At 52.1% G+C, this 22,664-nt stretch carries 21 protein-coding genes and 2 pseudogenes; 17 read left to right on the top strand and 6 right to left on the bottom strand.

Features of this window, described 5'->3' with window-relative positions:
* Nucleotides 1–244: 244 nt before the first annotated feature.
* A complete protein-coding gene (locus tag ACGHM3_RS22750) occupies nucleotides 245–1,207 on the top strand; it encodes a hypothetical protein (protein ID WP_345424204.1) in 963 nt (320 codons plus the stop codon).
* 135 nt (nucleotides 1,208–1,342) lie between these two features.
* A complete protein-coding gene (gene yghU / locus ACGHM3_RS22745; protein ID WP_345424201.1) occupies nucleotides 1,343–2,194 on the top strand; it encodes a glutathione-dependent disulfide-bond oxidoreductase in 852 nt (283 codons plus the stop codon).
* A 91-nt stretch (nucleotides 2,195–2,285) separates the two neighbouring features.
* Here yghU and ACGHM3_RS22740 read toward each other — a convergent pair whose 3' ends face one another.
* Nucleotides 2,286–3,068 (bottom strand): hypothetical protein, encoded by a 783-nt coding sequence (locus ACGHM3_RS22740; protein WP_345424198.1) that lies wholly within the window; start codon nucleotides 3,066–3,068, stop codon nucleotides 2,286–2,288.
* A gap of 342 nt (nucleotides 3,069–3,410) precedes the next feature.
* Here ACGHM3_RS22740 and ACGHM3_RS22735 point away from each other — a divergent pair, with 342 nt between their 5' ends.
* The 4 genes from ACGHM3_RS22735 (at nucleotide 3,411) to ACGHM3_RS22720 (ending at nucleotide 8,180) form a co-directional block, all read left to right on the top strand.
* Nucleotides 3,411–3,818, top strand: coding sequence for a nuclear transport factor 2 family protein (locus ACGHM3_RS22735; protein WP_345424195.1), 408 nt, complete (start codon nucleotides 3,411–3,413; stop codon nucleotides 3,816–3,818).
* 108 nt (nucleotides 3,819–3,926) lie between these two features.
* Nucleotides 3,927–5,420 carry a DUF2868 domain-containing protein gene (locus ACGHM3_RS22730; protein ID WP_345424192.1) on the top strand — a complete coding sequence of 498 codons (1,494 nt, stop codon included), beginning with the start codon at nucleotides 3,927–3,929 and terminating at the stop codon, nucleotides 5,418–5,420.
* Nucleotides 5,420–6,808 carry a GTPase/DUF3482 domain-containing protein gene (locus tag ACGHM3_RS22725; protein WP_345424189.1) on the top strand — a complete coding sequence of 463 codons (1,389 nt, stop codon included), beginning with the start codon at nucleotides 5,420–5,422 and terminating at the stop codon, nucleotides 6,806–6,808. The genes ACGHM3_RS22730 and ACGHM3_RS22725 overlap by 1 nt, the downstream gene beginning before the upstream one ends.
* A 208-nt stretch (nucleotides 6,809–7,016) precedes the next feature.
* A complete protein-coding gene (locus tag ACGHM3_RS22720; protein WP_345424186.1) occupies nucleotides 7,017–8,180 on the top strand; it encodes an acetyl-CoA C-acyltransferase in 1,164 nt (387 codons plus the stop codon).
* A gap of 357 nt (nucleotides 8,181–8,537) precedes the next feature.
* On the opposite strand, the gene ACGHM3_RS22715 is transcribed toward ACGHM3_RS22720, so the two are convergent.
* Entirely contained in the window at nucleotides 8,538–9,554 is a 1,017-nt protein-coding gene (locus tag ACGHM3_RS22715; protein WP_345424182.1) for an endonuclease/exonuclease/phosphatase family protein, read from the bottom strand.
* A 236-nt stretch (nucleotides 9,555–9,790) separates the two neighbouring features.
* On the opposite strand from ACGHM3_RS22715, the gene ACGHM3_RS22710 reads away from it, so the two are divergent.
* Entirely contained in the window at nucleotides 9,791–10,177 is a 387-nt protein-coding gene (locus ACGHM3_RS22710) for a hypothetical protein (protein WP_345424179.1), read from the top strand.
* A 79-nt stretch (nucleotides 10,178–10,256) separates the two neighbouring features.
* Here the strand turns inward: ACGHM3_RS22710 and ACGHM3_RS22705 are convergent.
* Nucleotides 10,257–11,102, bottom strand: a pseudogene (locus ACGHM3_RS22705) (LysR family transcriptional regulator).
* A gap of 241 nt (nucleotides 11,103–11,343) precedes the next feature.
* On the opposite strand from ACGHM3_RS22705, the gene ACGHM3_RS22700 reads away from it, so the two are divergent.
* The 3 genes and pseudogenes from ACGHM3_RS22700 to ACGHM3_RS22690 all read left to right on the top strand — a co-directional run.
* A complete protein-coding gene (locus ACGHM3_RS22700; protein ID WP_345424176.1) occupies nucleotides 11,344–12,006 on the top strand; it encodes an MBL fold metallo-hydrolase in 663 nt (220 codons plus the stop codon).
* Nucleotides 11,904–12,242, top strand: a complete 339-nt coding sequence (locus ACGHM3_RS22695; protein WP_390517708.1) for an MBL fold metallo-hydrolase — start codon at nucleotides 11,904–11,906, stop codon at nucleotides 12,240–12,242. The genes ACGHM3_RS22700 and ACGHM3_RS22695 overlap by 103 nt, the downstream gene beginning before the upstream one ends.
* Nucleotides 12,243–12,461: 219 nt before the next feature.
* Nucleotides 12,462–12,658 (top strand): annotated as a pseudogene (locus ACGHM3_RS22690) (IS3 family transposase); the annotation flags it as partial.
* Nucleotides 12,659–12,721: 63 nt separating this feature from the next.
* Here ACGHM3_RS22690 and ACGHM3_RS22685 read toward each other — a convergent pair.
* The 3 genes from ACGHM3_RS22685 to eda form a co-directional block, all read right to left on the bottom strand.
* Entirely contained in the window at nucleotides 12,722–13,183 is a 462-nt protein-coding gene (locus ACGHM3_RS22685; RefSeq protein ID WP_345424173.1) for a methylglyoxal synthase, read from the bottom strand.
* A 63-nt stretch (nucleotides 13,184–13,246) separates the two neighbouring features.
* Nucleotides 13,247–14,302 (bottom strand): type I glyceraldehyde-3-phosphate dehydrogenase, encoded by a 1,056-nt coding sequence (gene gap / locus ACGHM3_RS22680; RefSeq protein ID WP_345424170.1) that lies wholly within the window; start codon nucleotides 14,300–14,302, stop codon nucleotides 13,247–13,249.
* A 49-nt stretch (nucleotides 14,303–14,351) separates the two neighbouring features.
* Nucleotides 14,352–14,990: a bifunctional 4-hydroxy-2-oxoglutarate aldolase/2-dehydro-3-deoxy-phosphogluconate aldolase gene (eda, locus tag ACGHM3_RS22675; RefSeq protein ID WP_345424167.1), complete on the bottom strand. Its 639-nt coding sequence runs from the start codon at nucleotides 14,988–14,990 to the stop codon at nucleotides 14,352–14,354.
* 173 nt (nucleotides 14,991–15,163) lie between these two features.
* Between eda and hexR the strand changes: the two genes are divergently transcribed.
* From hexR to ACGHM3_RS22640, 7 genes are all read left to right on the top strand, one after another.
* Nucleotides 15,164–16,027: a transcriptional regulator HexR gene (gene hexR / locus ACGHM3_RS22670; protein WP_345424164.1), complete on the top strand. Its 864-nt coding sequence runs from the start codon at nucleotides 15,164–15,166 to the stop codon at nucleotides 16,025–16,027.
* A gap of 286 nt (nucleotides 16,028–16,313) precedes the next feature.
* Nucleotides 16,314–17,312: a TRAP transporter substrate-binding protein gene (locus ACGHM3_RS22665; RefSeq protein ID WP_345424161.1), complete on the top strand. Its 999-nt coding sequence runs from the start codon at nucleotides 16,314–16,316 to the stop codon at nucleotides 17,310–17,312.
* Nucleotides 17,312–17,800 (top strand): TRAP transporter small permease, encoded by a 489-nt coding sequence (locus ACGHM3_RS22660; protein ID WP_345424156.1) that lies wholly within the window; start codon nucleotides 17,312–17,314, stop codon nucleotides 17,798–17,800. The genes ACGHM3_RS22665 and ACGHM3_RS22660 overlap by 1 nt, the downstream gene beginning before the upstream one ends.
* A 2-nt stretch (nucleotides 17,801–17,802) precedes the next feature.
* The gene (locus tag ACGHM3_RS22655; protein ID WP_345424151.1) at nucleotides 17,803–19,095 is read left to right on the top strand and encodes a TRAP transporter large permease subunit; all 1,293 of its coding nucleotides are present in this window, start codon (nucleotides 17,803–17,805) and stop codon (nucleotides 19,093–19,095) included.
* An 84-nt stretch (nucleotides 19,096–19,179) separates the two neighbouring features.
* Nucleotides 19,180–20,118 (top strand): sugar kinase, encoded by a 939-nt coding sequence (locus tag ACGHM3_RS22650; RefSeq protein ID WP_345424148.1) that lies wholly within the window; start codon nucleotides 19,180–19,182, stop codon nucleotides 20,116–20,118.
* A gap of 17 nt (nucleotides 20,119–20,135) precedes the next feature.
* Nucleotides 20,136–21,590: a glycoside hydrolase family 28 protein gene (locus ACGHM3_RS22645; RefSeq protein ID WP_345424145.1), complete on the top strand. Its 1,455-nt coding sequence runs from the start codon at nucleotides 20,136–20,138 to the stop codon at nucleotides 21,588–21,590.
* 13 nt (nucleotides 21,591–21,603) lie between these two features.
* Entirely contained in the window at nucleotides 21,604–22,632 is a 1,029-nt protein-coding gene (locus ACGHM3_RS22640; RefSeq protein ID WP_345424142.1) for a LacI family DNA-binding transcriptional regulator, read from the top strand.
* The last annotated feature ends 32 nt before the right edge of the window (nucleotides 22,633–22,664 follow it).

Genomic DNA, 22,664 nt, shown 5'->3' with positions numbered 1-22,664 from the left:
CGGCCGCTGGTTCGATTGTACACAGCAACTGCGAGGAAAATCTCGCAATTTGATGTCGCAAAACGGCGCTTGCAGAGAAAAGTCGTCATAAATTTTAATGCAACTCAATATGCTGTTTATAAACGGACTTTTTTGTGGCTCAAAGAGCCAAAAAGTCGCGTCACTTTATGCTAAAGTTCGGCCAGTTTTCTAAGTGGATTTATTTAGGCAGGTTTTCTAGGCGGGTTTTCTAGGCGAAAAAGGGATGATCAACAAAATTAGGCTTGCGCAGCATGTTAACCGCGGCCGATTAAGCAAGGTGGCTCCTGTTCGGTGGCTGCTATTCTTAGCTGTGCTGGCTGCGGGCCCCTCGTTGGCGTTGAGTAATGACCAAGTGGATTCGGCCAACTTATTTGCCCGTACAATTGTGCAGCTAAAACAAATGCCGCAAGAAAACAGCGCCATTTTTGCCAATATCGCGTTATCCCATCTGGCCACCGCCTACTACGATGAAATTGACGTCGTTTACAGCCGCGATGCAAACCGCAAGCAAACGCGCTGGGCCCGATCAGTTACCGACTATGTTCACGGCATCGTGTTGCTCAACGATAGTATCGTCAAAGGTGCGCAACCCGCTGTGCGGCTATACCCGCACTCTGAGGCCGTGGTACAGGTGGATAACCGCCTTATTACCTTGGCCCATCCCCGAGTAGATCAACAATCGGCGTTTGAGCAGGGCGTATTGGTGGAATACTGTGCCCTGGTCGACTGTGTACCTCTGGCGGAATCGCCCACTCAGTTGGCCAGCGCCGGTGACTTTGCACACGCGGGCAGTGATGTCCGCGAAATGGACTGGCAGTTTTCCTCCGCCGGTACCACCTGCAGCCATGGCCAGTTGACGATACAGTTCAATAGCAGCGATAACCTTAAACGGCTGCGCGAGGAGTGCAGTGAGCTTTTTAATGAGTTGGAGTCTCTGATTTCGGCATTGCATTGGCAGCGGCAACACGGTGTTTTGATCGATTGGAATTTTTTAACGGTCAACGCTATGTCTGGCCGAGATGAGTCTTCGGTGCTCTTAAACGCCTTTGGCGATACCACAGTGGTGGCCCTGCCGCGCTTAGTTAAAGCTCAAACGCTGCTCTCTGACCTAACGCCATGGCTGCAAGCGCGGTTGGATGGTGTCAACGTCATTTATGAGATTCGCTCCCAGCAGTACAATTGGTAGGTCGTTTGGTCGCCCGCCGGTGCCCAGCGACCTGCAAATAGTTTCTCCCTCTCCGTTAATTTAATTCAACGAACTAATCCACTCAGCTCGTTTCCAATGCCTTATTTCTAACCGTTTGCACACAGAGGATAGGGTATGAGCGACGTATACACTCCACCGGCCATCTGGCATTGGGATGAGCCCAGCGGTGGTGCTTGGGCTAACCTGAACCGGCCCACAGCCGGGGCCACCCATGAGAAACCGCTACCGCGCGGTGAACACAACCTTCAACTTTACTCCCTGGCCACGCCCAATGGAGTGAAAGTTACCGTCATGTTAGAGGAGTTGCTGGAGCTGGGCATCGCCGAGGCCGAATACGATGCTTGGCTCATCAATATTGGTGAGGGCGACCAGTTTGGCAGTGGTTTTGTTGAGGTTAACCCTAACTCCAAGATTCCAGCGTTGTTGGATTATTCCGTAGAACAGCCACTGCGACTATTTGAATCGGGTTCGATATTGTTTTACTTGGCGGAGAAATTTTCCGCCTTCTTACCTACGGACGCCGCGGGCCGAGCAGAGTGTATGAATTGGTTGATGTGGCAGATGGGGTCAGCGCCTTTTTTGGGCGGTGGTTTCGGCCACTTTTATACCTACGCTCCCGAGCGTTACAAATACCCCATCAATCGCTATGCGCTAGAAGTGAAACGTCAGTTGGATGTGTTGGATAAGCAGCTGGCCTGCCGAGAATTTATCGCCGGCGACCAGTACACCATTGCCGATATTGCCATAGCGCCCTGGTACGGCAGGCTCCAGGCCGGGGAAGCCTACGACGCAGGTGAGTTTTTGCAGGTGCAGGAGTACCGTAACCTGGCGCGCTGGCGCGAGACCGTATTTGCTCGTCCCGGCTACCAGCGAGGGCAGATGGTGAACAAAACTTCCGGCCCCGAGGAAACCCGGGTTATCGAGCGCCATAGCGCCGCAGACTTTGAGGGTAAAGTTAAGGGTTGATGACCAGTGCCGGAGGAGACAGCGCTTATTGGTTGTGGGTTGGCGATTTAAGGCTGAGAAATCTAGTGGTAAATCTCATCCAGTCGTTGGTCTACCAGCCGGTGGTGAAAATGCTGTCACTGGCGCGATTAATGGCGTCCATCTGCTCATCTAGTGACGGCGCAGCTCCTGGCTCTTCGGCTTCAGATTCGGCTGCGTCGCGGCCGATCTCAGGGGCTTCGGCCACTTCGGCTGGGGCGGGCTTCGGCTCCGCTGGCTGAGCGACGGCTCGCTTGGCCTCAGCGGCTTTTTCCGCTTTCTCGGCCGCTTTAAGTGCCAGTTGCTGCTTACGTTTGGCGGCCTCGGCGGCCGCGGCTTGGGCCTGTGCCGTGGCCTGTTGCTTCAGGCTGGCAAGCTGAGTCCGTTGCCCATCGATAGAAATTTCGGTGGCGGCCAATTGCCGTTGGATGCCTACCAGGCGCTGGGTAATGGATTGATAGCGGCGCTCGGCACGGCTGACTTCCAGCTCCCGGCGGCTAACGATTTTTTCTGACAACTCTAAGGAGCGCTTTAGATCTTGCACCAAGCGCTCGTTCTCGGCCGTGGGCTTGGTATGAAGTTTAATTTCTGCGTTGCGCTTGTGCTGTAAAACTTCAGAGAGGTCGGCTTGTTTTTGCGCCAGCTCTTGATCTGCTTCGTTTTGGCTGGCGACGGCGGCAGACTGTTGCTGTTGCAAGTTGAGTAACTGTCCGGCCAAGTTTTGTTTTTGCTGTTGCAGTTTGCGCAAGCTCAGTTCGGCTTGAGCGATGGTTTGTGCCTGAGCGTGGGTCCAGGTGAGAGCAACCACTGCGAAACAGAATAGGGCAAGGGTACGGGCGATGACTCGGTGACTCATAACGGGCGCAACTTTGATCCTTGGCGTGTGGTCTGGGGTTTAATGCGACGTTGGGAATTGTACAGTGGTGTACTGTACAACAGAAGTCGCGTAAATGCTTGTGAACCCTTAGGCCTAACAGAAGTTCTGGCGCATTTGGCCGATAGAAAGTATTGCCGGTGTTTTTGTTTCTATATTGTTTGGCGCGTTTTTCAATACAACTGCTAGTCTTAAGGGGATTACGCGCATTTCGGCGAAATTAGTTAAGTTTTTTGTAATTTAGGGGGTGGTTAGGTGCGCTGTATTCAAACGATCGGTTTGGCTGTTTGCATGTTGTGGGTATCCGGTGCCTGGGCGCAGGCTTTGACCAAACCTGTTTTGACAAAACCTATGGTGCAACAAGTGATCAATGCGGTTGAAGTGGCGACCAACCAATTAGACCCCCACGCGTTGGGCGCAATGATGGCCGACGACGTGGTGATCGAGCTGAATATCAATATGCTTGGCCAGCAGCAGGTGGTGAGCCCCAATAAAGACGAATACATCGAGGTACTTTCACAGGCCTGGACTCATTTCGAAGGTTATCAATATCAGCGTACCGAAACCGACATCGATCTACACGAAGATCGCGCAGTGGTGCGGGCCAAAGTGCGCGAATCCATGGTGATCAACGGCCAGAAAGTCGCCGGTACCTCCAGCGAGGAAGTGGAAATCCGCTTGGTGGGTGGTGAGCCTAAAATTACCCACGTTGTGGGCTTTTCCAGTTTGTAATTGCGGCGTCAGCAAAAAGCCAACAAGCTTGCTACCTGGGCGGGTTTTTGTGGCCGTCCCGTGTATACTTCCGGGTTAATGTGAACCCCGAGTAAGTACGGTAGTTGAGTGAAGAAACCTGTTGGCCCACGCTGGACGCTGTCCCATCTGCTGCAATTTGAGCAATATCTCAAGCTCGATGAGCAAACCGACTCCGCCGCGCAGGCCCAGCGCGACCGTAGCGTATTTCAACGGCTCCCCGCTAATCAGCACACCAGACCCCGAGCCTATCTAGCCTGGTTGGCGCAACGCGTTAACCAGTCACCGTTAGCCGTAGATGCCGGAGCACTGTTCAACCGCGCCTACGGCGGCACGCTTTGGATGTTGCTGTTGATTGGCTTCTTTATGGGCGCGGCCATGTCCTACGGGGCTCTCTATTACGACGGCACGGTGCCCGTGAACGTGGCAATTTTCCTGGCGCTGTTGGTGCTGCCTCAGTTGCTGATGTTAGTGCTGCTGGTATTGTCGGTGCTGTTGTCGCTATTGGCCGGCCGCTGGTTCAGTGCTTGGTATCGCCCGGCAGCCAAGTTAATGCAGACGCTATTGGCCGCCAGTTGGCGACGATTGGTGGCCAGGCCCGGCGGTGCCCAGCAAGATCAGCAACAATTACAGCAAGAATTATTGCAGCAAACCCTCGGCTTGCATGGCCCCCTGTTTGCCAACCGCGCCTTGCGCTTGTTCCAGGTGGTGGGGGTAGCTTTCAACCTGGGTGCGTTGGCCTGTTTTGTGTTGCTGCTGGCTGTTACCGACCGCGCCTTCGGCTGGCAGAGTTCGCTCACTGACTCGCCGGCTCTAGTGGAGCAGATAGTAAGCGGCCTCGCTTGGCCCTGGCGAGAATGGCTTGGCGCCGGTGTGGGGTACCCGAGTTTGGCCCAGATAGAGCAATCTCGTATCGTGTTGGCCGCCCAAAGCTCGATCCCCCAGGCGGCGGCTTGGTGGCCGTTTCTGTTACTGTGCGTAGTATTTTACGGCCTGTTGCCCAGAATCGCTGTCTATCTGTTCGCCGCCTTGCGCGAGCACTGGCTGCTATCCCGCCTTAGTTTCGACACCTTTCACTACCAGGAGCTGTGGCGCCGCATGCAGTCCATACAATTGCATAGCTTTGGTCACGCCAGCCCACATACCGCCGAAGCCAGTACAGTTCATACGCCCATCACTGCTCAGCAAACCATCAGTGCCAACGCCTATGTTCTGCAAGACACGCTGGCGCGGTATCGGCAAGCGGACCTTATTCATTGGCTGCCTTTTGCCAGTAGCGAGCAGCAGCTACTGATAATTGATGCCTTTAGCGATATCGCCCCGGCCGCAGGTAAGCCCATCTACGTGGTGGTAGAAGGTTGGCAACCGCCCATAGAAGAAGTGTTATTAGCGTTGGTGGATGCGGCAAAACGGGCCGCCGAGCAGCATTCGGATTTACATATTCTGTTGTTGGGTAAACCCGGTAAGGTGGGCAACAAGCCGATCAGCCCACGCATGGCAGAAGTTTGGCGCAAAAAATTAGATCTCCACCAACAGGCCAACATTTTGGTACACGCAGACAGCGCACAGGGCAGTGAATCCTAATGCAAGCAACCCCTAGCCATCCGTTAATTGCCGTTATTGGTCACCCCAACGAGGGCAAGTCCTCGGTGCTCTCCACGTTAACGGAAGACGACACTGTGGTGGTCAATGATTACCCTGGTGAAACGACACACTGTCAGTATTTTCCGGTGGTGATCGGCGGGGAAACCATTTTGGAGTTGGTGGATACTCCGGGGTTTCAAAACCCTCAGAATATTCTGCAGTGGATGCAGCAGCAGGGCTCCACCGATGATGCACTGCTAGCAGCGTTTTTGGCCGAATTTGCCAATCAGGCCGGATACGAGCACGACTGCGAGCTAATGCAGCCGTTGGTAAAAGGCGCCGCCCTTATCTATGTGGTGGACTGCTCGCGTCCACTACTGCCGGTGGATGAGGCGGAAATGGAAATTCTGCGGTTAATCAACAAACCCAGAATGGCAATCATTAATTTTAAAGATGACGATCGTGATTACTTCGAGGACTGGACCCAAGCTTTTCGTCGTCATTTTAATGTGATTCGTGAATTTAACGCCCATAAAGCGCGTTTTCAGGAACGCATCGCCCTGTTAGAAACATTAAAAGCCATTCAGCAATCTTGGGAGCCGGCCATCAACCGGGCCATCGATGCCTTCAACGACGATTGGCAAAATCGGCGCGAAGACGCTGTGCTGGCCATCACCGAATACCTAACCTACGCGCTACGGTTGAGTGTCGGTAGAACCTTTAGCGATGAATCCAAACGACGCGAAGCAGAAGCCAAGGCTGTGGCCGATTACCAGCAAAAAATCGCCCAGTACGAGCAGAAACTGTTTAAGCGTATCCGCCACTTGTACCACCACACGGTATTCGATTTAGAGCTGGCCGATCATTCGGTACTGCGCGAGGATTTATTTTCAGAAACCACCTGGGATGTGTTGGGCTTAACCAAAAAACAATTAACCATCGCCGCCACCGGTATGGGCGCGGGTTTGGGCGTAACCCTAGATATGGCCACCGGTGGTTTATCCCACGGCCTGTTTGCCGCTGCCGGCGCCTTGTTTGCTGGTGGCAGTGCCTATTTTAAGGGCGCTGAACTGACCCGGGTAAAATTAAAAGCGCTGCCCCTAGGCGGCACCAAAATAGTAGTTGGGCCCAACCAAAATCCGCAATTCCCTGTGGTGCTGCTCGACCGAGCGCTACTCTATTTAAATGAAATTGCCAATCACGCCCACGGTAATCGCAGCGGGGATTCTCCCGATTTAACCGACCAAAGTGTGTTGCGCCACGTTGATTCAAGCTTGCAAAAACAATTATTAAAATACGCCCACAAAATTACCAAAAGTGGCTACGGTGAGCTGGAAGAAAACCAACAAAAACTCAATCAAGTAATTGCCTCGGTAATCGGTTCATAGCCCCCTGCCGTTTTTGGCAGGTAGCCCGCCGTCAAAGCAAAAAATAGTCTTCTTATATGGTTGATTGTGGTATCCGCAGTCATGGCCCATAATGGAGCTCAGTCTTTATTGAAGCTAGACAAAGCGGCAATCTTTGTTGAATAGGGCAAACGCAGACCATAACAATGCGGTCCCTATATGAATCAAATATCATGCGAGGTAAAGACCCATGGATGCGTATATTGTTGATGTAGTTCGAAGTGCTGGAGGCCGCCGAAAAGGGGCTTTATCCGGCACTCACCCGGCCGATATCGGCGGCCTTGTTTTAGATGCGCTGGTGACGCGCACAGGCGTTGACCCCTGCAAAGTAGAAGACGTTATCTTTGGTTGTGTGACCAAAGCCGGAGAGCAGAGTTTTGCCATTGGTCGCAGTTGTGTGCTGGCCTCGGCCCAGTTGCCTGATACAACACCGGCGGTCACCATTGATCGGCAGTGCGGTTCTTCTCAGCAGTCTGTGCAATTCGCAGCCCAAGCGGTAATGTCTGGCACACAGGATATCGTCATCGCCGGCGGCGTTGAGAACATGACCCGGGTGCCCATGCAAAGCGATTTTCGCCTGCACGAAAAAGCTCAAATTGGTCAGGGCCCCTGGAGCAAATCCATACTAGAGCGTTATGGCGTGGCGGAGTTTAGCCAGTTTATCGGCGCCGACATGATTGCAAAAAAACACGGCTTTAATCGTCAGCAGTTGGATGAATTCGCCGTGGCCAGCCACCAAAAAGCGGCCCAAGCGGTGAAAGCCAATGCCTTTGCCGATGAAATTATTGTTATCGATACCGAAGCGGGTCCGTTAAACCAAGACGAAGGTATCCGCTTGGATTGCTCCATGGCGGGCCTTGCCGATTTGGATACCATTCTCCCCGACGGTTTTCACACGGCGGGTAATGCCAGCCAAATGTGCGATGGAGCATCGGCGGCGTTAATCGTAAGCGAGCGCGCTTTAAAGCAGTACGGCTTTAAACCCATCGCAAAAATTAAAAGTTTTACTGTCACCGCCGGCGACCCAGTGATAATGCTGGAGGAACCCATCCGTGCCACCCAGGTAGCGTTAGAACGGGCCGGAATGGCCATTGGCGATATCGATTTATTTGAAGTAAACGAGGCCTTTGCATCCGTGCCCATGGCTTGGTTAAAAGACACCGGCGCCGATGCTGCAAAATTGAATGTGAATGGCGGTGCTATTGCCCTAGGCCACCCGTTGGGCGCCACCGGTACTAAATTAATGTCGACCTTGGCCTACGCCTTGCGCAACCGCAATTTAAAATACGGTTTGCAAGTGATGTGTGAAGGCGGCGGTGTTGCCAATGTCACGATACTGGAATCTATGAGCTAAGCATTTTTTAATTTTTTACAAAAATCCAAACGCCGAGTAGAGCTCGGCGTTTTTATTAAAGGAACCTCTGATTAACCCCGATTGCTTCTGCGCGAGTCCTCAAAGCTCAACTGACAAGGCGATTTTCGCAGTTAATGGCCGTCGTCCTTAGCAAGAAAATCAACGCAGTCAGATGGGCTTTGAGGCCGCGCCCTGCGGGGCTTTCAGAGCTTTCCGATATCTTTGTTAGCGTTTCTTGACGTACGGCCAGTATGCCTTCAAAACGCTGCCGCGATCTCGAAAAGCTCTGGAAGCCAGAAGTCATCCGAGGTTATTCAGAGGTTCCTAAACAGCGATAAAAAAGAATATCTCAAGTTTTCAAATTTCATTAATAATCACGCTCACCGGAAAGTGATCGCTAAACCCTGCCGTATTGATATTTTCCTCTGGTTCGCCTTTCGGTAAGCCAAAGCGAATGGGGCCGTTGCTCACGCGATGGTCTACCATAGCTGGGTAGGCAAATACCGTCATGCTATCGTCCTGCATTTGAAAACCGCGTTCGCCGTTTAATAGTGAGCGATTCACCAAAATTTGATCGAATAAATTACCGTTGCCGCCGTAGTAGAGTGTGCCATCTAGGGTGCGGCTATCACCGCGGTGGTCGGTAACCTCTCGGTTTAAACTCTGCCAAGCAAGGTTGTAAAGCTTGGCAGATAGGGACCGTTCGATGTCGCCACGTTCCCGAGAGGTGTTGGCATTAAACGCCACCGACGGGCTCCAGGGTTCATCGTTAAAATCGCCCATGGCGATGATGGGGGTGTCCGCGCCCAGTTCTTCACGCACGCGCTCGTGCCAATAGGCCAAGGTTTCACCGGCAACCGCTCGGAATCCAGCGGATTGAATTTCGCCGCCACTGCGCGATGGCCAGTGATTAGCGTAGGCGACAATGTCCTTGCCGGTAGCGCGGGATTTTAGCGTGATTTGAGTGATGTCCCGGGTGCCGGTGCGGCGCACCACAAAATAACTGAACAGTGTGGCGGCGGGTACTTCAAATATCGCGCTGTCGTACAAAAAAGCGGTATCAATGCCGCGTCGGTCGCGCTGACTGTCGGCGTGGGCTATGCCGTATTGCCTACCAGTGGCGGTATTGACCTTGGCTACCAACAGTTCCAGTACGGTTCGGTTTTCAACCTCGCACACACCAAGTACGTCTGGCCCTTGACCATCGTTCATGGCTGCGATAACGTCAGTCAACTGGCTGAGCTTGATATCCAGTAAGTCAGCCGTCCAACCTGTAAGGTCGTTTGCTATTCGGCGCGCCAGCCACGGCTCGCGGTCCGGGTGGTCCTGCGGGGCGAACAGGTTTTCCAGGTTCCAAAAGGCAAAGTAAGCCATCCAAATATCCTTATTAGTTCATTTAAGCTGTTAAGCGTCAGATTTACACCAATGTGGCATAAAAGCAGCAAGCTCCAACAAGACAAATCATAATTCCAATTAAACCAGCATTTATTTACAGCCCTGGCAAAGCAGTAGGCCAGTGGCCGGTATTTGCTATTCGCTACTACCAAGAGTGATTGTGGTGCAGGAATAGTCTCGCATCTCGGAAAGTTTTTACTGTATAGGAGCCAATTATGGCGCGTAAAAAATCGATTAACCCGTTTGCAACACTGCTGGCGGCCGGTAAAGTTATCAATGCACGTACCGACTACTTAAATAAACAGTGGCTCATCCCTTCGCCGGAGGTCAGTCAAGAGTTGTACCGCATGTGGAGCGAAAAGGTATTTGCGTTTCATTCCGCCTTTGCGCAGATGACCTTCACCAGCGTTGAATTACAGCAAAAACTAATGTCCGCCGCGATGCAAATACCGCAAGCATCGCCCAGTGTAAATGTAAAACATGCACAGAAAACTATGCAAACGGTACATAAGGGTGTGGAGGATGTTTGGCAATCGGCTTGGCATCCCATCGACAAAAAGGTTAATGCCAACGTCAAGCGATTGCAGGTTGAGCTGCTCTAAGGCAGTGGATATACATGCGTGCTTTTAGAGCAGTTTAGGTAAACGAAACAGAACTATGAGCACTGCCTATTCAGGCTTTTTAATGGAGGTCATCCATCAATAACGGCACCTGCTCTGCGAGTTTATCTATCAATAGCCGAGTGCGGTGAGCAAGGTACTTGGTTTTCGGCCAAGTGATGAATACATCTATGGGCTTTGTCTGCTGACTATCGGTTACCAACCGTAGTCGGCCTGACTTGACATAAGATGCACCTACCCAACGAGGTAGCCACGCCAATCCTCCATCTTCAATGGCAGAGTCTGCAATCACTTGCAAATCATCATAAATCTCTGTGCCCGGCGGGGTGTTATTGATGGTTTTTCCGTCTTTATCTCGTATTGTTCATGAATAGATATGCGCAGAACGACCATAGAGTATGGCGCGGTGTTGTTGTAAGTCTTCTGTAGAAGTCGGGGTGCCAAACGCTGCAAGGTAACTGGGGGATGCAAATACGACCATGCGTTGAACCGCAATTTTCTTGGCTATAATTGCTGTCGAGTCCGTTGGTTTCCCGAGCGGAATAGTGACATCGAAACCTGCTGATAGCACATCGATCACGTGATCTGAAAACTCTGTTTCGATATAAATATTGGGATACTGTCGAATCAACTTCCTTGTTACGGGCGCAATGCAGTAGCGACCAAACAGCATAGGACAGCTGATTCTGATTTTGCCCTCTGTCCTCACCTGCCCATCTCTGAGTTTAGACTCTAACGAATTCAAATCTTCCAACATGGCTAAACAGTGCTCGCAATACAAACCACCTTCATAGGTTAACGTCTGTTGACGAGTCGTTCGATAAAAGAGTTTTATACCCAAGCGTTGCTCCATTTTAGCAATCGCCTTGGCAACGGCTGAACGCGTCACCGGAGAAGCTTCCTGCATTCACCACGGCGATAAACATAACGATACCACTGACGCGGTCTACCCGAGGATTACGCCTGCTCATAGCGTTCCCAGTCTGCACAATCAGTTTTGACGCATTCAGCATCACCGGCTCGAACATATCATTTATAAATGCCTGCAATTATCCAATGTGTTGATTTTACGTCGCCCACGTAGATAAGAAGTTTCCTTACACTATTCACCAGAAGTCATCCTTTCATAGCAGTAACGAGGAAAAATCATGGATCTAAATAACGTTTATCAAGCTCCAGCAGTCAACAGAAAGCACTATGGCGATATAATCGTCACGATGCTGAGTGATGGCTATCTTGATGTCTCATTTGAATTGCTGAATGGGATAGAAGCGAACAGAGCGGAAGCCATATTGGAACAAAAGGGAGTTGAATCGTTACCGCGTATTAATGTGAATGCTTTCGTTGTTCAAACCGCTGGCCGTATCATCTTGGTTGACAGTGGGGCAGGCGGCATTAATGGTTGGGAAGGACGTCTCAATGCGGCGTTTTTGACCGCAGATGTAGATTCATTGGATATTGATACTGTCTTGTTGACTCATGCTCACCCCGATCATGCCGGCGGATTGGCCGGGATAATGGCAACGCCCTTATTCCGGAATGTGCAGGAACTTTATGTACATGAAAAGGAGTTGGCATTCTGGAGGGATGATATGATCTATTCAGGGGCCCGGATAGCTTTAAGCCCTTTTTCGGCTTGGCTCGTAATGCTTTTGACGCCTACGATGAGAAATTTGTCCCTTTCAGTAATAAGGCTATTCTACCAGGCGTGCAGGCGGTGCCCCTTTTTGGCCACACTCCTGGCCACACTCCTGGCCACACTCCGGGGCATACGGGTTATGTGGTCGGAGATGAAAAAAGTTCGTTACTGATTTGGGGTGATATTGTTCATTTTCCACATCTACAGATGGCACACTCGGAAGTGACTATTGCCTTCGACAGCGATCCGAGCGAGGCGTCGAAAGTAAGATCCGCGCGGTTCGATAGGGTAGCAACTGATCAACTCTCCATTAGTGGGATGGACTTTAACTTGCCGGCGCCCGGTAAAATTCACCGGGAGCATAATCATTACAGATTAGATTACGACACTTGGTCTCCTGCCGTTTAGTTTTTAGCAAAGGTCACGCGCGTATGTGACCGCTGTTGAAATGAGCTTGGATCGTAATCCCTCAGAAAGTAATCGAGGTTTTCACAATAATCGCAAAAATAGCGGCTGATGATGAAGTCTCGATTCATCGCCGCCAGATCATGGCAGTCCTTAAACAGCGCGAAGCCTGTGTCCCAGTGGCGGGGCTGTTTTGCGATCACAATGTCTGGATACACTAGAGGGAAAGCTATAACGCCACCTCAGCGCCGAAAGATGGCCCGGAAGGCCGAGGTTAACATGGCCGCAGCGTCTGGATGGCTTTTGTGCTTTACGGCACCAGCGAGACCTGTTAACGCTACCAGGCAAAGCTCTGGGTCGAGAATGCTCGAGTGGCAGATTGGCTATTTCGGCTGATCCAGACTCAAAAACGCCGGGGTTAAAGAAGAGGTTGCCCACCCTGCTGGCCGTCCCACGGTTGGGAAAGCCAGCAAAAAAGTGGGCTATTGCTCGATACGATCTTTTAAATAGCGATCGTAATCGGGTACTGCGATTTCCATTGTTTGGTTAAACAAAGGATTGCTGATGATTAAATCAGCACTGGACTCATTGGTGGCCACGGGAATATTCCATACCGTGGCCAACCGCAGCAACGCTTTCACATCAGGATCGTGCGGTACTGCGTTTAGAGGGTCCCAGAAAAAAATCAACGAATCAATTTCTCCCTGGGCAATCATGCTACCCAACTGCTGGTCGCCCCCCATTGGCCCACTCAACAACGTCTGGACAGCCAAACCGGTTTCACGTTGCAATAAATTCCCGGTGGTACCAGTACCATATAAATGGTGGTGGCATAGCAGGTTTTTATTGGCGTTACACCAGTTTACAAGGCTAGCCTTGCGATGATCGTGGGCCACAAGCGCGATGTTTTTTTGTGCGGCCAGTTTTCTTTGGGTTAATAGCATGAAACTGTTACAAGCTGCTTCGTTGTGCTTGCTCTTTTATGAGTACCTTTAAGGTGCCCTATATTAATGTTGAACTGCTTGATCTAAACCGTTTAGCTCTGCGCCGCCGGTTACAGAGGCGTGCATTAGGGCGATGGCGGTATCCAGCATGCGGTTAGAGAAACCCCACTCGTTGTCGTACCAGCTCATCACTTTTACCAGGTTGCCGTTGACGCGGGTTTGCGTGCTATCAAAAATGGACGACTCGGTGCGGTGGTTAAAATCAATGGAAACCAAAGGCTCTTGGTTGTAAGCCAAGACCGGGCGCAGAGCGCCGTCCGCTGCTTGGCGAATGGCTTGGTTGATCTCTTCTCTGGAGGTCTCACGGCTGGCAACAAAGGTAAAGTCCACCAAAGAGACATTAATCGTCGGCACGCGTACCGCCATACCATCCAAGCGGCCATCCAGTTCTGGTAGCACCAAGCCAACCGCTTGTGCTGCACCGGTTTTGGTGGGAATCATTGATTGAGTTGCCGAGCGCGCGCGGTACACGTCAGAGTGATAAACGTCGCTCAGGTTTTGGTCATTGGTGTAGGCGTGCACGGTGGTCATGCTGCCGCGCTCAATGCCCACGGCTTCGTGCAGTACTTTGGCAACCGGTGCCAGGCAGTTAGTGGTACAAGAGGCGTTGGAGATAACGGTGCTGTTAGCGTCCAATACTTGGTGGTTTACGCCGTAAACGATGGTGGCGTCTACGCCTTTGGCCGGGGCAGAGATAATCACTTTTTTGGCGCCAGCATCCAAGTGCGGTTGCGCCTTTTCTTTGCTAGTGAAAATACCGGTGCACTCAAATACCACGTCGATATCCAGCTCTGCCCAAGGCAATTTGGACGGGTCGCGCTCGCTGGTGACGTTAATTTCGTCATCGCCAATCACCAGTTTGCCACCATTCAATGACACTGGTTGTGCAAAACGACCGTGTACGGAATCGTAGCGGGTTAGGTGCGCGTTCAATTCGGCATCGCCCAGGTCGTTGATGGCTACGATTTTAACGAATTCTTGTTTGCCGGATTCGTAAAGGGCGCGCAGTACGTTTCTGCCAATGCGCCCGTAACCGTTAATGGCTACGCGTACAGTCATGAGTAGATCCTCGCTTTAAATCTTTTATAAATTCTGATGGGTGTAGTGCTTATTGCTGTGCAATAGCATCGGTAACTTTTTGGGCGGCATCGGTAATTGCCTGCCAGTTGCCGGCGTTCAAATCGGCGCTGTTCACCATCCAAGAGCCACCCACGCAGTACACGTTGGGCAGGTTCAAAAACTCTAAGAAGTTATCCTGATTGAGACCGCCGGTTGGGCAGAAGCCCAGCTCTGGTAGTGGAGCTGCGATGCTTTTCAACAGCTTTAGACCGCCCACGGCGGTGGCTGGGAACAGCTTAAGATGATTAAAACCGCACTCGGCGGCGTACATAGCTTCGCTGGGTGTTGCCACGCCGGGAATAAAAGGCAATTCTGCTTCATTAATGGCGTGCAGTAGTGCGGGTGTGGACGCAGGGCTAACACCGAAGTCGACTCCAGCTTCCTTTACCGCGGCAACCTGCTCGGCGTTGCAAACCGTGCCGGCGGCAACCACCACTTCCGGTAGCTCTCGTTTAACCACGGCCAGGGACTCTAAGCCCGCGGCCGTGCGCAGGGTGATCTCCACGGCGTTGATACCGCCCTTATATAGGGCTTGGCACAGCTGAACGGCTTGGTCGGGGTTGGTGACGGTCAGAACGGGTAAAACCTGTACATTTTGCAGGGTTTTAGCAAGGGCGATGGATGACATAGGAGCCTTTTGTAATTTTATTACTTAATAATGTCGACAAAGCGACAGTATTTCCGGATATAAACGAGAATAGTGTAATAATATTACAGTAATTGGACAGGATACAAGCACCTGCTCGTAACTTAAGGTTCATTTTGATATAAACTAATCAAAAACAAGGGCGTTACGAGCATATGGGGCTAATTTCACGACTGAAGGAACAGGATCAGGAGTTAACCAAGGCATCTCGCAAAATTGCGGAGGTCATCCTGGCGGATCCAGATTGGGCTATTAGCAGCGCCATCGCTGGAGTTGCTAAGCGCGCAGGCGTCAGTGAGCCCAGCGTAAATCGCTTCTGTCACGCTCTGGGGTGTCGAGGTTTTCCCGATTTTAAAGTGCAGCTGGCCCAGGAGCTGGCCCATAGCCAGTATGGCCAAGAAGCCAGAATGACACGGGCCGTGGATGCTGACGACGACATCGAGCAAGTCATCGACAAAATCTTTGATACCACCCATGCCAGTTTGGAGGCCTCCCAAGCTGTGTGCGACGCGCAGACGGTGGAGCAGGCCGTAGACTTGCTGACCCAAGCTCGGGCCATTGTGTTTTATGGTCTGGGTGCCTCGGGCTCAGTGGCGATCGACGCCCAGCACAAGTTTCTACGCTTTGATATTCCTGTCATTGCTCACATTGATAACCTCAACCAGCGTATGACTGCGGCCGGCTTAGGTTCCCAGGATGTTGCCGTGTGCATTTCATACACCGGGCGAACCCTAGCCATGGTGGAAGTAGCTGCCATTGCTAAAAACGCCGGCGCCGCGGTGATTGGCATTACCAACGCCCTGTCGCCGCTGGCCAATGAGTGCGATCTGGTACTGCCGGTGGATGGCGCCGAAAACACCGATTTGTACACGCCGATGACCTCCCGCATCGACCATCTGGTCCTGGTGGACATTCTGGCCACCGGCTTCGCGTTAAAACGTCGAGGCCGTTTGCAGAGTTCGTTTAAGCAGGCCACCGAGGTGTTAAAAGCCACTCGCTCGCCCCAAAAAACGGAGTAATTACATCAGGAGCTGGTAACCTAGCGCGCCAGTTAGGTTGCATATTGCCGATCTAAGCTCTAAAATGCCACCGGTGGCATAATCTGCTGGTTAGCCAGCGGCGCCCAACCGAAGAAGCCAAGGCAAAGAAGTAAGAAAAAAATAAGCGAAGCAGTTATCCAGCGCCGGCACGGTATCGGAAGCGGTGGGGTGTTGGCCCATTGCTGCTCGCGCAATAATAAAAGCACCAAGCAGCCGAATCATCGCGGCGCTGGTGCAAACATAAAGATAACAATGGATACGATCGATGTTTTGTTCACACAACTCTCCAATGCGGGTTGCTAGCAGGCTGGTAATAGCGCTGTTAGTGGTAGTACTCACGGGCTGTAATGAAGACGAGGGAGTTACTCGGCTAAAGATCGGCCACACCCTAGATCCAACTCACACCGTGCACAAAGCCATGTTGGTAATGGACAAAGAGCTGCAGTCTCTGTCCGGGGGCACCATGGCCATCGACCTGTACCCCAGTGGCCAACTGGGTAGCGAGCGAGAATTAATTGAGTTGCTGCAAATTGGCAGCCTCGCCATGACAAAGGTCTCCGCCAGCCCGCTGGAGTCATTTGTACCGGAGATGAAAATTTTTAATATCCCGTATTTGTTCCGCGATAAACAGCATTACCTAAACGTGCTGGATTCCGAAGTGGGTCAGGCTTTGTTGGATGCGCCCACCGCCGTGAGGTTGCGTGGTTTAGGCTATTTCGATGCCGGTAGCCGCAGCTTTTACTCCACCAAAAAACCGATCAATACCCCGGATGACCTCACCGGCCTAAAAATTCGCGTGCAAGAGAGCCAAACCGCCATGCGCATGGTGTCATCGCTGGGCGGCAGCCCTACGCCGGTGTCCTGGGGTGAGCTGTATACGGCCCTGCAGCAAGGTGTGGTAGATGGTGCAGAAAATAATCCGCCCAGCTTTTATTTGTCCCATCACTACGAAGTGGCCCCGTATTTTACCCTGGATGAACACTCCGCCGTGCCCGATGTTTTGTTGATGAGCGATTACGTGTGGCAGCACCTAACTGCTCAGCAACGGCAATGGGTACAGCAAGCAGTGGCAGTTGCGGTGCAATACCAGCGCAAACAATGGCAGATCGACACCGAGCACGCATTGCAACAAGTGGCGGCGGATGGCGTCACGATTATTCGCCCGGATAAATCCCTTTTCCGCGCCAAAGTGGAAATCATGCTGGCCGATTACGAAGCCTCACCATTAGGTGACACCATTCGTGCAATTCAGGAGGTTCGCTAATGTTTACTGCATTGGTTGCGCAATTAGATAAAGGATTTCGATTTTTTTTGGCCTCGTTAATAGCGCTGATGGTGCTATGTGTAACCTGGCAAATTGTGTCGCGTTATGTGCTGGGTGATCCCAGTCAATGGACGGAGGAATTGGCTCGGTTTCTATTGATTTGGATTGGTTTACTCGGCGGAGCCTACGCTTACCACGTAAAAATGCACCTGGGCCTGGATATACTCAGTAATAAGCTAACCGGCAGTAAAAAAGTACTGCATGCGCTGTTTGTGCACGTATTGGTCATACTGTTTTCCGCCGCAGTATTGATTGTGGGGGGGCTGCGCATAGTGCAAATGACCACCGAGCTCAAGCAATACTCGGCGGCATTAGAAGTGCCCATGGCATTTATTTACAGCGCGTTGCCCATCAGCGGGGTCATGCTCATTTTGTATGCCGCCATCGCTATTATTGAAACCCTAGCGCCACAAGCGATGGAGGACTAATCATGAGTATCGCTATTTTATTGATTGTATTTGTGGTGTTGTTAGGTATTGGTGTGCCGGTGGCGTTTTGTATCGGTGTAGCCACGTTAGGCGCACTGCTGGCATCTTTAGATGCAGGCCCGGCCCTGGCCACCATGGCCCAGCGAATGGTCAGCGGCTTAAACAGTTTTGCTTTGTTGGCCATTCCACTGTTTATTTTAAGTGGTGTCATCATGGGGCAGGGGGGGATCGCTGCTCGCTTAATTCATTTTGCTAAATGTTTGATCGGCATGGTGCCCGGTGGCCTGGCGTTTGTGAATATTATTTCTTGTACGCTGTTTGGCGCGATATCCGGCTCGGCGGTGGCGGCCAGTTCCGCGGTGGGCGGTTTTATGATTCCAGAAATGGAAAAAGACGGTTATCAACGTAATTTTAGTGCTGCGGTAACGGCCACCAGCGCCACCACCGGGTTGTTGATTCCGCCCAGTAATATTCTTATTGTGTACGCCATTGCCAGTGGCGGCGTATCCATTGCGGCATTATTTATTGCCGGTTATTTGCCGGGCCTATTGGTGGCGCTGTCACTGATGGTGGTGTGTGGTATCTATGCCAAACGCAATAATTTCCCGTCATCGGCTCGGGTTTCCCTGCGCGAAGCGGCCACCGCTGGGCTCGCGGCACTGCCCAGTTTATTTTTAATTGTACTGGTGATTGGCGGCATTATTGGTGGCGTGTTCACCGCCACGGAAGCCGGCGCCATAGCCGTGCTTTACGCACTGGCCTTGGCCTGGGGTTTTTACGGCGAGATTACACGCCGCGATATCTACCCTATTTTACTCAAAGCTGCCGAAACCACGGCCATTGTTATGCTGCTGGTGGCCACCTCTGTAGCGATGTCTTGGTTGCTGGCTTATCACAACGTACCAACTCAGGTTGCTGAATTTTTGCTGCAATTTAGCGACAACCCGTTGGTAATATTACTGATCATCAACTTGGTGTTGCTGATTGTTGGATCCTTTATGGATATGACGCCGGCTGTGCTGATTTTTACGCCCATATTTTTGCCCGTGGCCGTACAGCTGGGTATGTCACCTTTGCACTTCGGTATCATGATCGTGCTCAATTTATCCATTGGTCTGTGCACACCGCCGGTGGGCAGCGTGTTGTTCGTCAGTTGCGCCATTGCTAAAACCACCATCGAAAATATTATTCGGCCACTGTTGCCCATGTACGCAGCAATGATTGTGGCGCTGTTACTGGTCACCTATGTACCGGCCATCAGCGAAGCGCTACCGCGCTATTTTGGCTTGATGTAAATAAAAGCTTTCACCGGCTAAGCGCCGTTTTGATAAACGAACACATTTAAAGACGTTAAAAGACAATAACTGGAGCCTAAAGCCATGTGGAAAATCGCTTCGATTGGCGAATGCATGCTGGAACTATCAAACCCCGGAGCCAAGCCTCTGGCGAGGAACATGAGCCTGCAGTTTTCTTACGGCGGCGATACGTTAAATACGGCGGTTTATTTGGCGCGGCTAGGAGTGGCGGTGGATTACGTAACCGCCCTGGGCGAGGACCCCTACAGCCAATGGTTACTGCAAGATTGGCAGCAGCAAGGTATTGGTACCGATTTAGTGGCGCAGTTGCCTGGTTTAAATCCTGGCCTGTATATGATTCAAACCGACGCCCATGGCGAGCGCAGCTTCAGCTACTGGCGCAAGCAATCTGCAGCTACGCAACTATGGGCGGATGCCCAGCGCGCAGAGTCGTTTTTTAGTCAGCTAGGCCATTATCAAGCGGTGTATTTTTCCGGTATTACTTTGTCGCTGTATAACGACGAAGACCGTACGCGATTTATGCAACAGTTGTTGGTGCTGCGCGAGCGTGGCGTCAATATTGTGTTCGACGGTAATTACCGGCCGGCTGGTTGGGCCAGTGTCGCCCAAGCACAGGATTGGTTTACCCAGGCTTACAGTGCAGCTTCCATAGCCCTGCCAACCTACGACGACGAGGCCCAGTTGTTTGGCGACACATCGCCTGCGCAAACCGCCCAGCGTTTGGCTAACTTGGGGGTGGCGGAAGTCATTGTTAAGCATGGTGCCCAGGGCGTGTTGGTGCAGCAGCCAGATAACGAACAATGGGTGCCCACACAGCCGGTTGCCAAAATGATTGATTCCACCGCCGCCGGTGATTCGTTTAACGCGGGTTTTTTGGCCGCCCGTGCGCGCGGCTTGGCCCCGGCCAAGGCCGCCGAGTATGGCCATCGACTGGCGGGTACGGTGATTCAGCACCCCGGTGCCATCATTGCGCAAGAGCACATGCCCGCGTTTGAGTTTTAGAATGAAAAGGTAATTGTATGCCCCTGTTAAACCGCCGCCAATTCACCGGATTGGTGTCTGCCACCGCTGTGGCCCCGTTGCTTACCGGTTGCCAAAGTTGGGTGGGCCCAACAAATCAATCGGCTACCGCCGACAGCAACGGATGGCTCAGCGCCGATGACATTAAGCAGGTCACTGCGTTGCCCAATATTGCCAAGCAAGATTTTCCTGTGGAAGCCTATGGCGCTGTGGCCGATGGCCAAGCCGATTGCAGTGCTGCCATAAGCCTTGCCATTGCCGCCTGCAGCCAAGCCGGTGGTGGCCGTGTGGTGTGCGCACAGGGTGTTTACCGAACCGGCCCGGTACATTTAAAGAGCAACGTTGAGTTGCACGTGGCCAAGGGCGCTGAACTGAGTTTTTATACCGACCCAAGCCGATATTTGCCGGCGGTGTTCACGCGCTGGGAAGGCATGGAGATGATGGGCTACTCGCCCCTGGTGTATGCCTATGGGCAAGACAACATAGCGCTTACCGGCGGTGGCATCCTCAACGGCAATGCCGATGCCGATACCTGGTGGCCCTGGAAGGGCAAGCACTCCGAGCGCGATTGGAATTACTACCCAGAGCAGGATCAAAAGCCAGCCCGTATGGCGCTGTTTGCCCAGGCCGAGGCCGGTGACCCGGTGGCCAGCCGGCAGTACGCCGATGGCAGCTTCCTGCGGCCTTCGTTTGTGCAGTTTTACAGTTGCAACCGGGTGCTCATCGAGGGCGTTACCGTTACCCAGGCGCCGTTTTGGCTATTGCATCCGGTACTGTGTGAAGACGTTACCGTGCGCGGCGTTACCTGTCACAGCCACGGCCCCAATTCCGATGGCTGCGACCCAGAATCCTGCAACCGTGTGGTGATTGAAGATTGCATATTCGATACCGGTGACGATTGCATTGCTATTAAATCCGGCCGCAATAACGACGGTCGTAGAATCAACAAGCCCTGCGAAAACATATTGATACAAAACTGCACCATGCGCGCCGGCCACGGTGGCATTGTCATGGGCAGTGAGATCTCCGGCGGTGTTCGTAATCTGCACGCTCGCCATTGTGTGATGAGCAGCCCGGAGCTGGAGCGCGCCATCCGCATAAAAACCAACGCCTCCCGTGGTGGTGTGATCGAGCACATTCGCTACCAGGATATTAAAGTGGGTGTGGTGCGCGATGCTGTGGTGGTGAACTTCTACTACGAGGAAGGGCCGGATGGCGACTTTATGCCCACGGTGAAAGACGTGGAAATCCAGGGGTTAAGTGTGCAGCAAGCCAAGCAAGCGTTTGTGCTGCGCGGCTTTCCGGATAACCCGGTAAGTGGCCTGACCATGGCCAATTGCGAGATTTTCCAGGCAGAAAGTATGGGTGTTATCGAGAACGTGAGTCAAATACAATTGCAGTCGGTAAGCGTCAATGGCAAGTTGCTGGACGCTGGGCAATTTACATCGGCGTAATTGAGATAGCACTATGGGTAAGGATTCAAAAGGCGCGGCCACCATCAATGATGTGGCGCGTTTGGCGGGGGTATCTAAGCGTACCGTATCGAGGGTGATTAATAATTCACCTAAGGTCAATCCTGACACCCGAGAAAAAATTGAAAAAATCATTGCCGAGCTAAACTACGCGCCCAGCAAGCAAGCCCGAGGCTTGGCCTCCAGCCGCTCGTATTTAATTGGCTTGGTGTACGATGAGCCCAACGCCATTGTATTGCATTCGGTACAGCGCGGTATTTTAAATGCCTGTGCCAAATTCGGTTTTGAACTGGTTGTGCACCCGCGTAGCTATCACGAAGACGACCTGATTCCGGAAGTGTTGAGTTTTGTGGCGCGTTCTAAAATCGATGGCTTAATTGTGATGCCGCCGATTTCCGCCGTTGAGCCATTGTTTGAGGCGCTGCGGGAAAACACCATTCCCTATGTGCGCCTGGCGGCCAAAGCCGTGGATAGGCCCGAAGCCGTGGTGGTATCTAACGATCGCAAGGCCATGGATCAGGTGGCACAATTATTTGAACAAAAACAGTGTAAAGACGTGGCCATTTTATTGGGGCCCGAGCACCGTTTAGCGTCCAAAGAACGCTTCGCTGGGTTGACCGAGGCATTGGCCCAGCGGGGCCAAAAAATTCGCCCAGAATTTATTATTGCCGGCGATTTTACCTACGAAACCGCAAAGCAAAACGCCGATCGATTATTGTCTGGCGAAGTAAAACCGGACGCAATCTTTGCCAGCAACGATCAAATGGCCATTGCAGTGATGCACAGTGCCGAAGATCTCGGCATTAAGGTGCCGCAAGATTTACTCGTGGTGGGTTACGATGACGATCCAATGGCTTCTCGCCTGCGGCCATCGTTAACCACGTTAAAACGCCCCAATGAAGACATGGCCAAAGCGGCCACGCTAAAACTAATACAAGCGCTCAGCGTAGAAACCGTCGAAGACGCCGATTTGGTTTCAGAATTTACGCCTGAGCTGCTACAGCGTCAGTCTACCGATCGCTAATCCCTCGGGCTGAGTTTTCAGTCGTCATTGTT

Source organism: Halioxenophilus aromaticivorans (assembly GCF_042850945.1).
In the GTDB taxonomy this organism is placed as follows: Bacteria; Pseudomonadota; Gammaproteobacteria; order Pseudomonadales; family Cellvibrionaceae; genus Halioxenophilus; species Halioxenophilus aromaticivorans.
The sequence above is the reverse complement of the archived record's forward strand: the minus strand, read 5'-3'. Positions and strand labels throughout refer to the sequence as shown.

Bases quoted from the DNA above. Each gene is read 5' to 3' on its own strand.
- ACGHM3_RS22640 (WP_345424142.1), top strand. From the start codon at position 21,604: ATGGGTAAGGATTCAAAAGGCGCGGCCACCATCAATGATGTGGCGCGT.
- ACGHM3_RS22645 (WP_345424145.1), top strand. From the start codon at position 20,136: ATGCCCCTGTTAAACCGCCGCCAATTCACCGGATTGGTGTCTGCCACC.
- yghU (WP_345424201.1), top strand. From the start codon at position 1,343: ATGAGCGACGTATACACTCCACCGGCCATCTGGCATTGGGATGAGCCC.
- ACGHM3_RS22720 (WP_345424186.1), top strand. From the start codon at position 7,017: ATGGATGCGTATATTGTTGATGTAGTTCGAAGTGCTGGAGGCCGCCGA.
- ACGHM3_RS22655 (WP_345424151.1), top strand. From the start codon at position 17,803: ATGAGTATCGCTATTTTATTGATTGTATTTGTGGTGTTGTTAGGTATT.
- ACGHM3_RS22715 (WP_345424182.1), bottom strand. From the start codon at position 9,554: ATGGCTTACTTTGCCTTTTGGAACCTGGAAAACCTGTTCGCCCCGCAG.
- ACGHM3_RS22660 (WP_345424156.1), top strand. From the start codon at position 17,312: ATGTTTACTGCATTGGTTGCGCAATTAGATAAAGGATTTCGATTTTTT.
- ACGHM3_RS22685 (WP_345424173.1), bottom strand. From the start codon at position 13,183: ATGCTATTAACCCAAAGAAAACTGGCCGCACAAAAAAACATCGCGCTT.
- ACGHM3_RS22700 (WP_345424176.1), top strand. From the start codon at position 11,344: ATGGATCTAAATAACGTTTATCAAGCTCCAGCAGTCAACAGAAAGCAC.
- ACGHM3_RS22740 (WP_345424198.1), bottom strand. From the start codon at position 3,068: ATGAGTCACCGAGTCATCGCCCGTACCCTTGCCCTATTCTGTTTCGCA.
- ACGHM3_RS22710 (WP_345424179.1), top strand. From the start codon at position 9,791: ATGGCGCGTAAAAAATCGATTAACCCGTTTGCAACACTGCTGGCGGCC.
- ACGHM3_RS22725 (WP_345424189.1), top strand. From the start codon at position 5,420: ATGCAAGCAACCCCTAGCCATCCGTTAATTGCCGTTATTGGTCACCCC.
- ACGHM3_RS22650 (WP_345424148.1), top strand. From the start codon at position 19,180: ATGTGGAAAATCGCTTCGATTGGCGAATGCATGCTGGAACTATCAAAC.
- ACGHM3_RS22750 (WP_345424204.1), top strand. From the start codon at position 245: ATGATCAACAAAATTAGGCTTGCGCAGCATGTTAACCGCGGCCGATTA.
- ACGHM3_RS22665 (WP_345424161.1), top strand. From the start codon at position 16,314: ATGTTTTGTTCACACAACTCTCCAATGCGGGTTGCTAGCAGGCTGGTA.
- hexR (WP_345424164.1), top strand. From the start codon at position 15,164: ATGGGGCTAATTTCACGACTGAAGGAACAGGATCAGGAGTTAACCAAG.
- eda (WP_345424167.1), bottom strand. From the start codon at position 14,990: ATGTCATCCATCGCCCTTGCTAAAACCCTGCAAAATGTACAGGTTTTA.
- gap (WP_345424170.1), bottom strand. From the start codon at position 14,302: ATGACTGTACGCGTAGCCATTAACGGTTACGGGCGCATTGGCAGAAAC.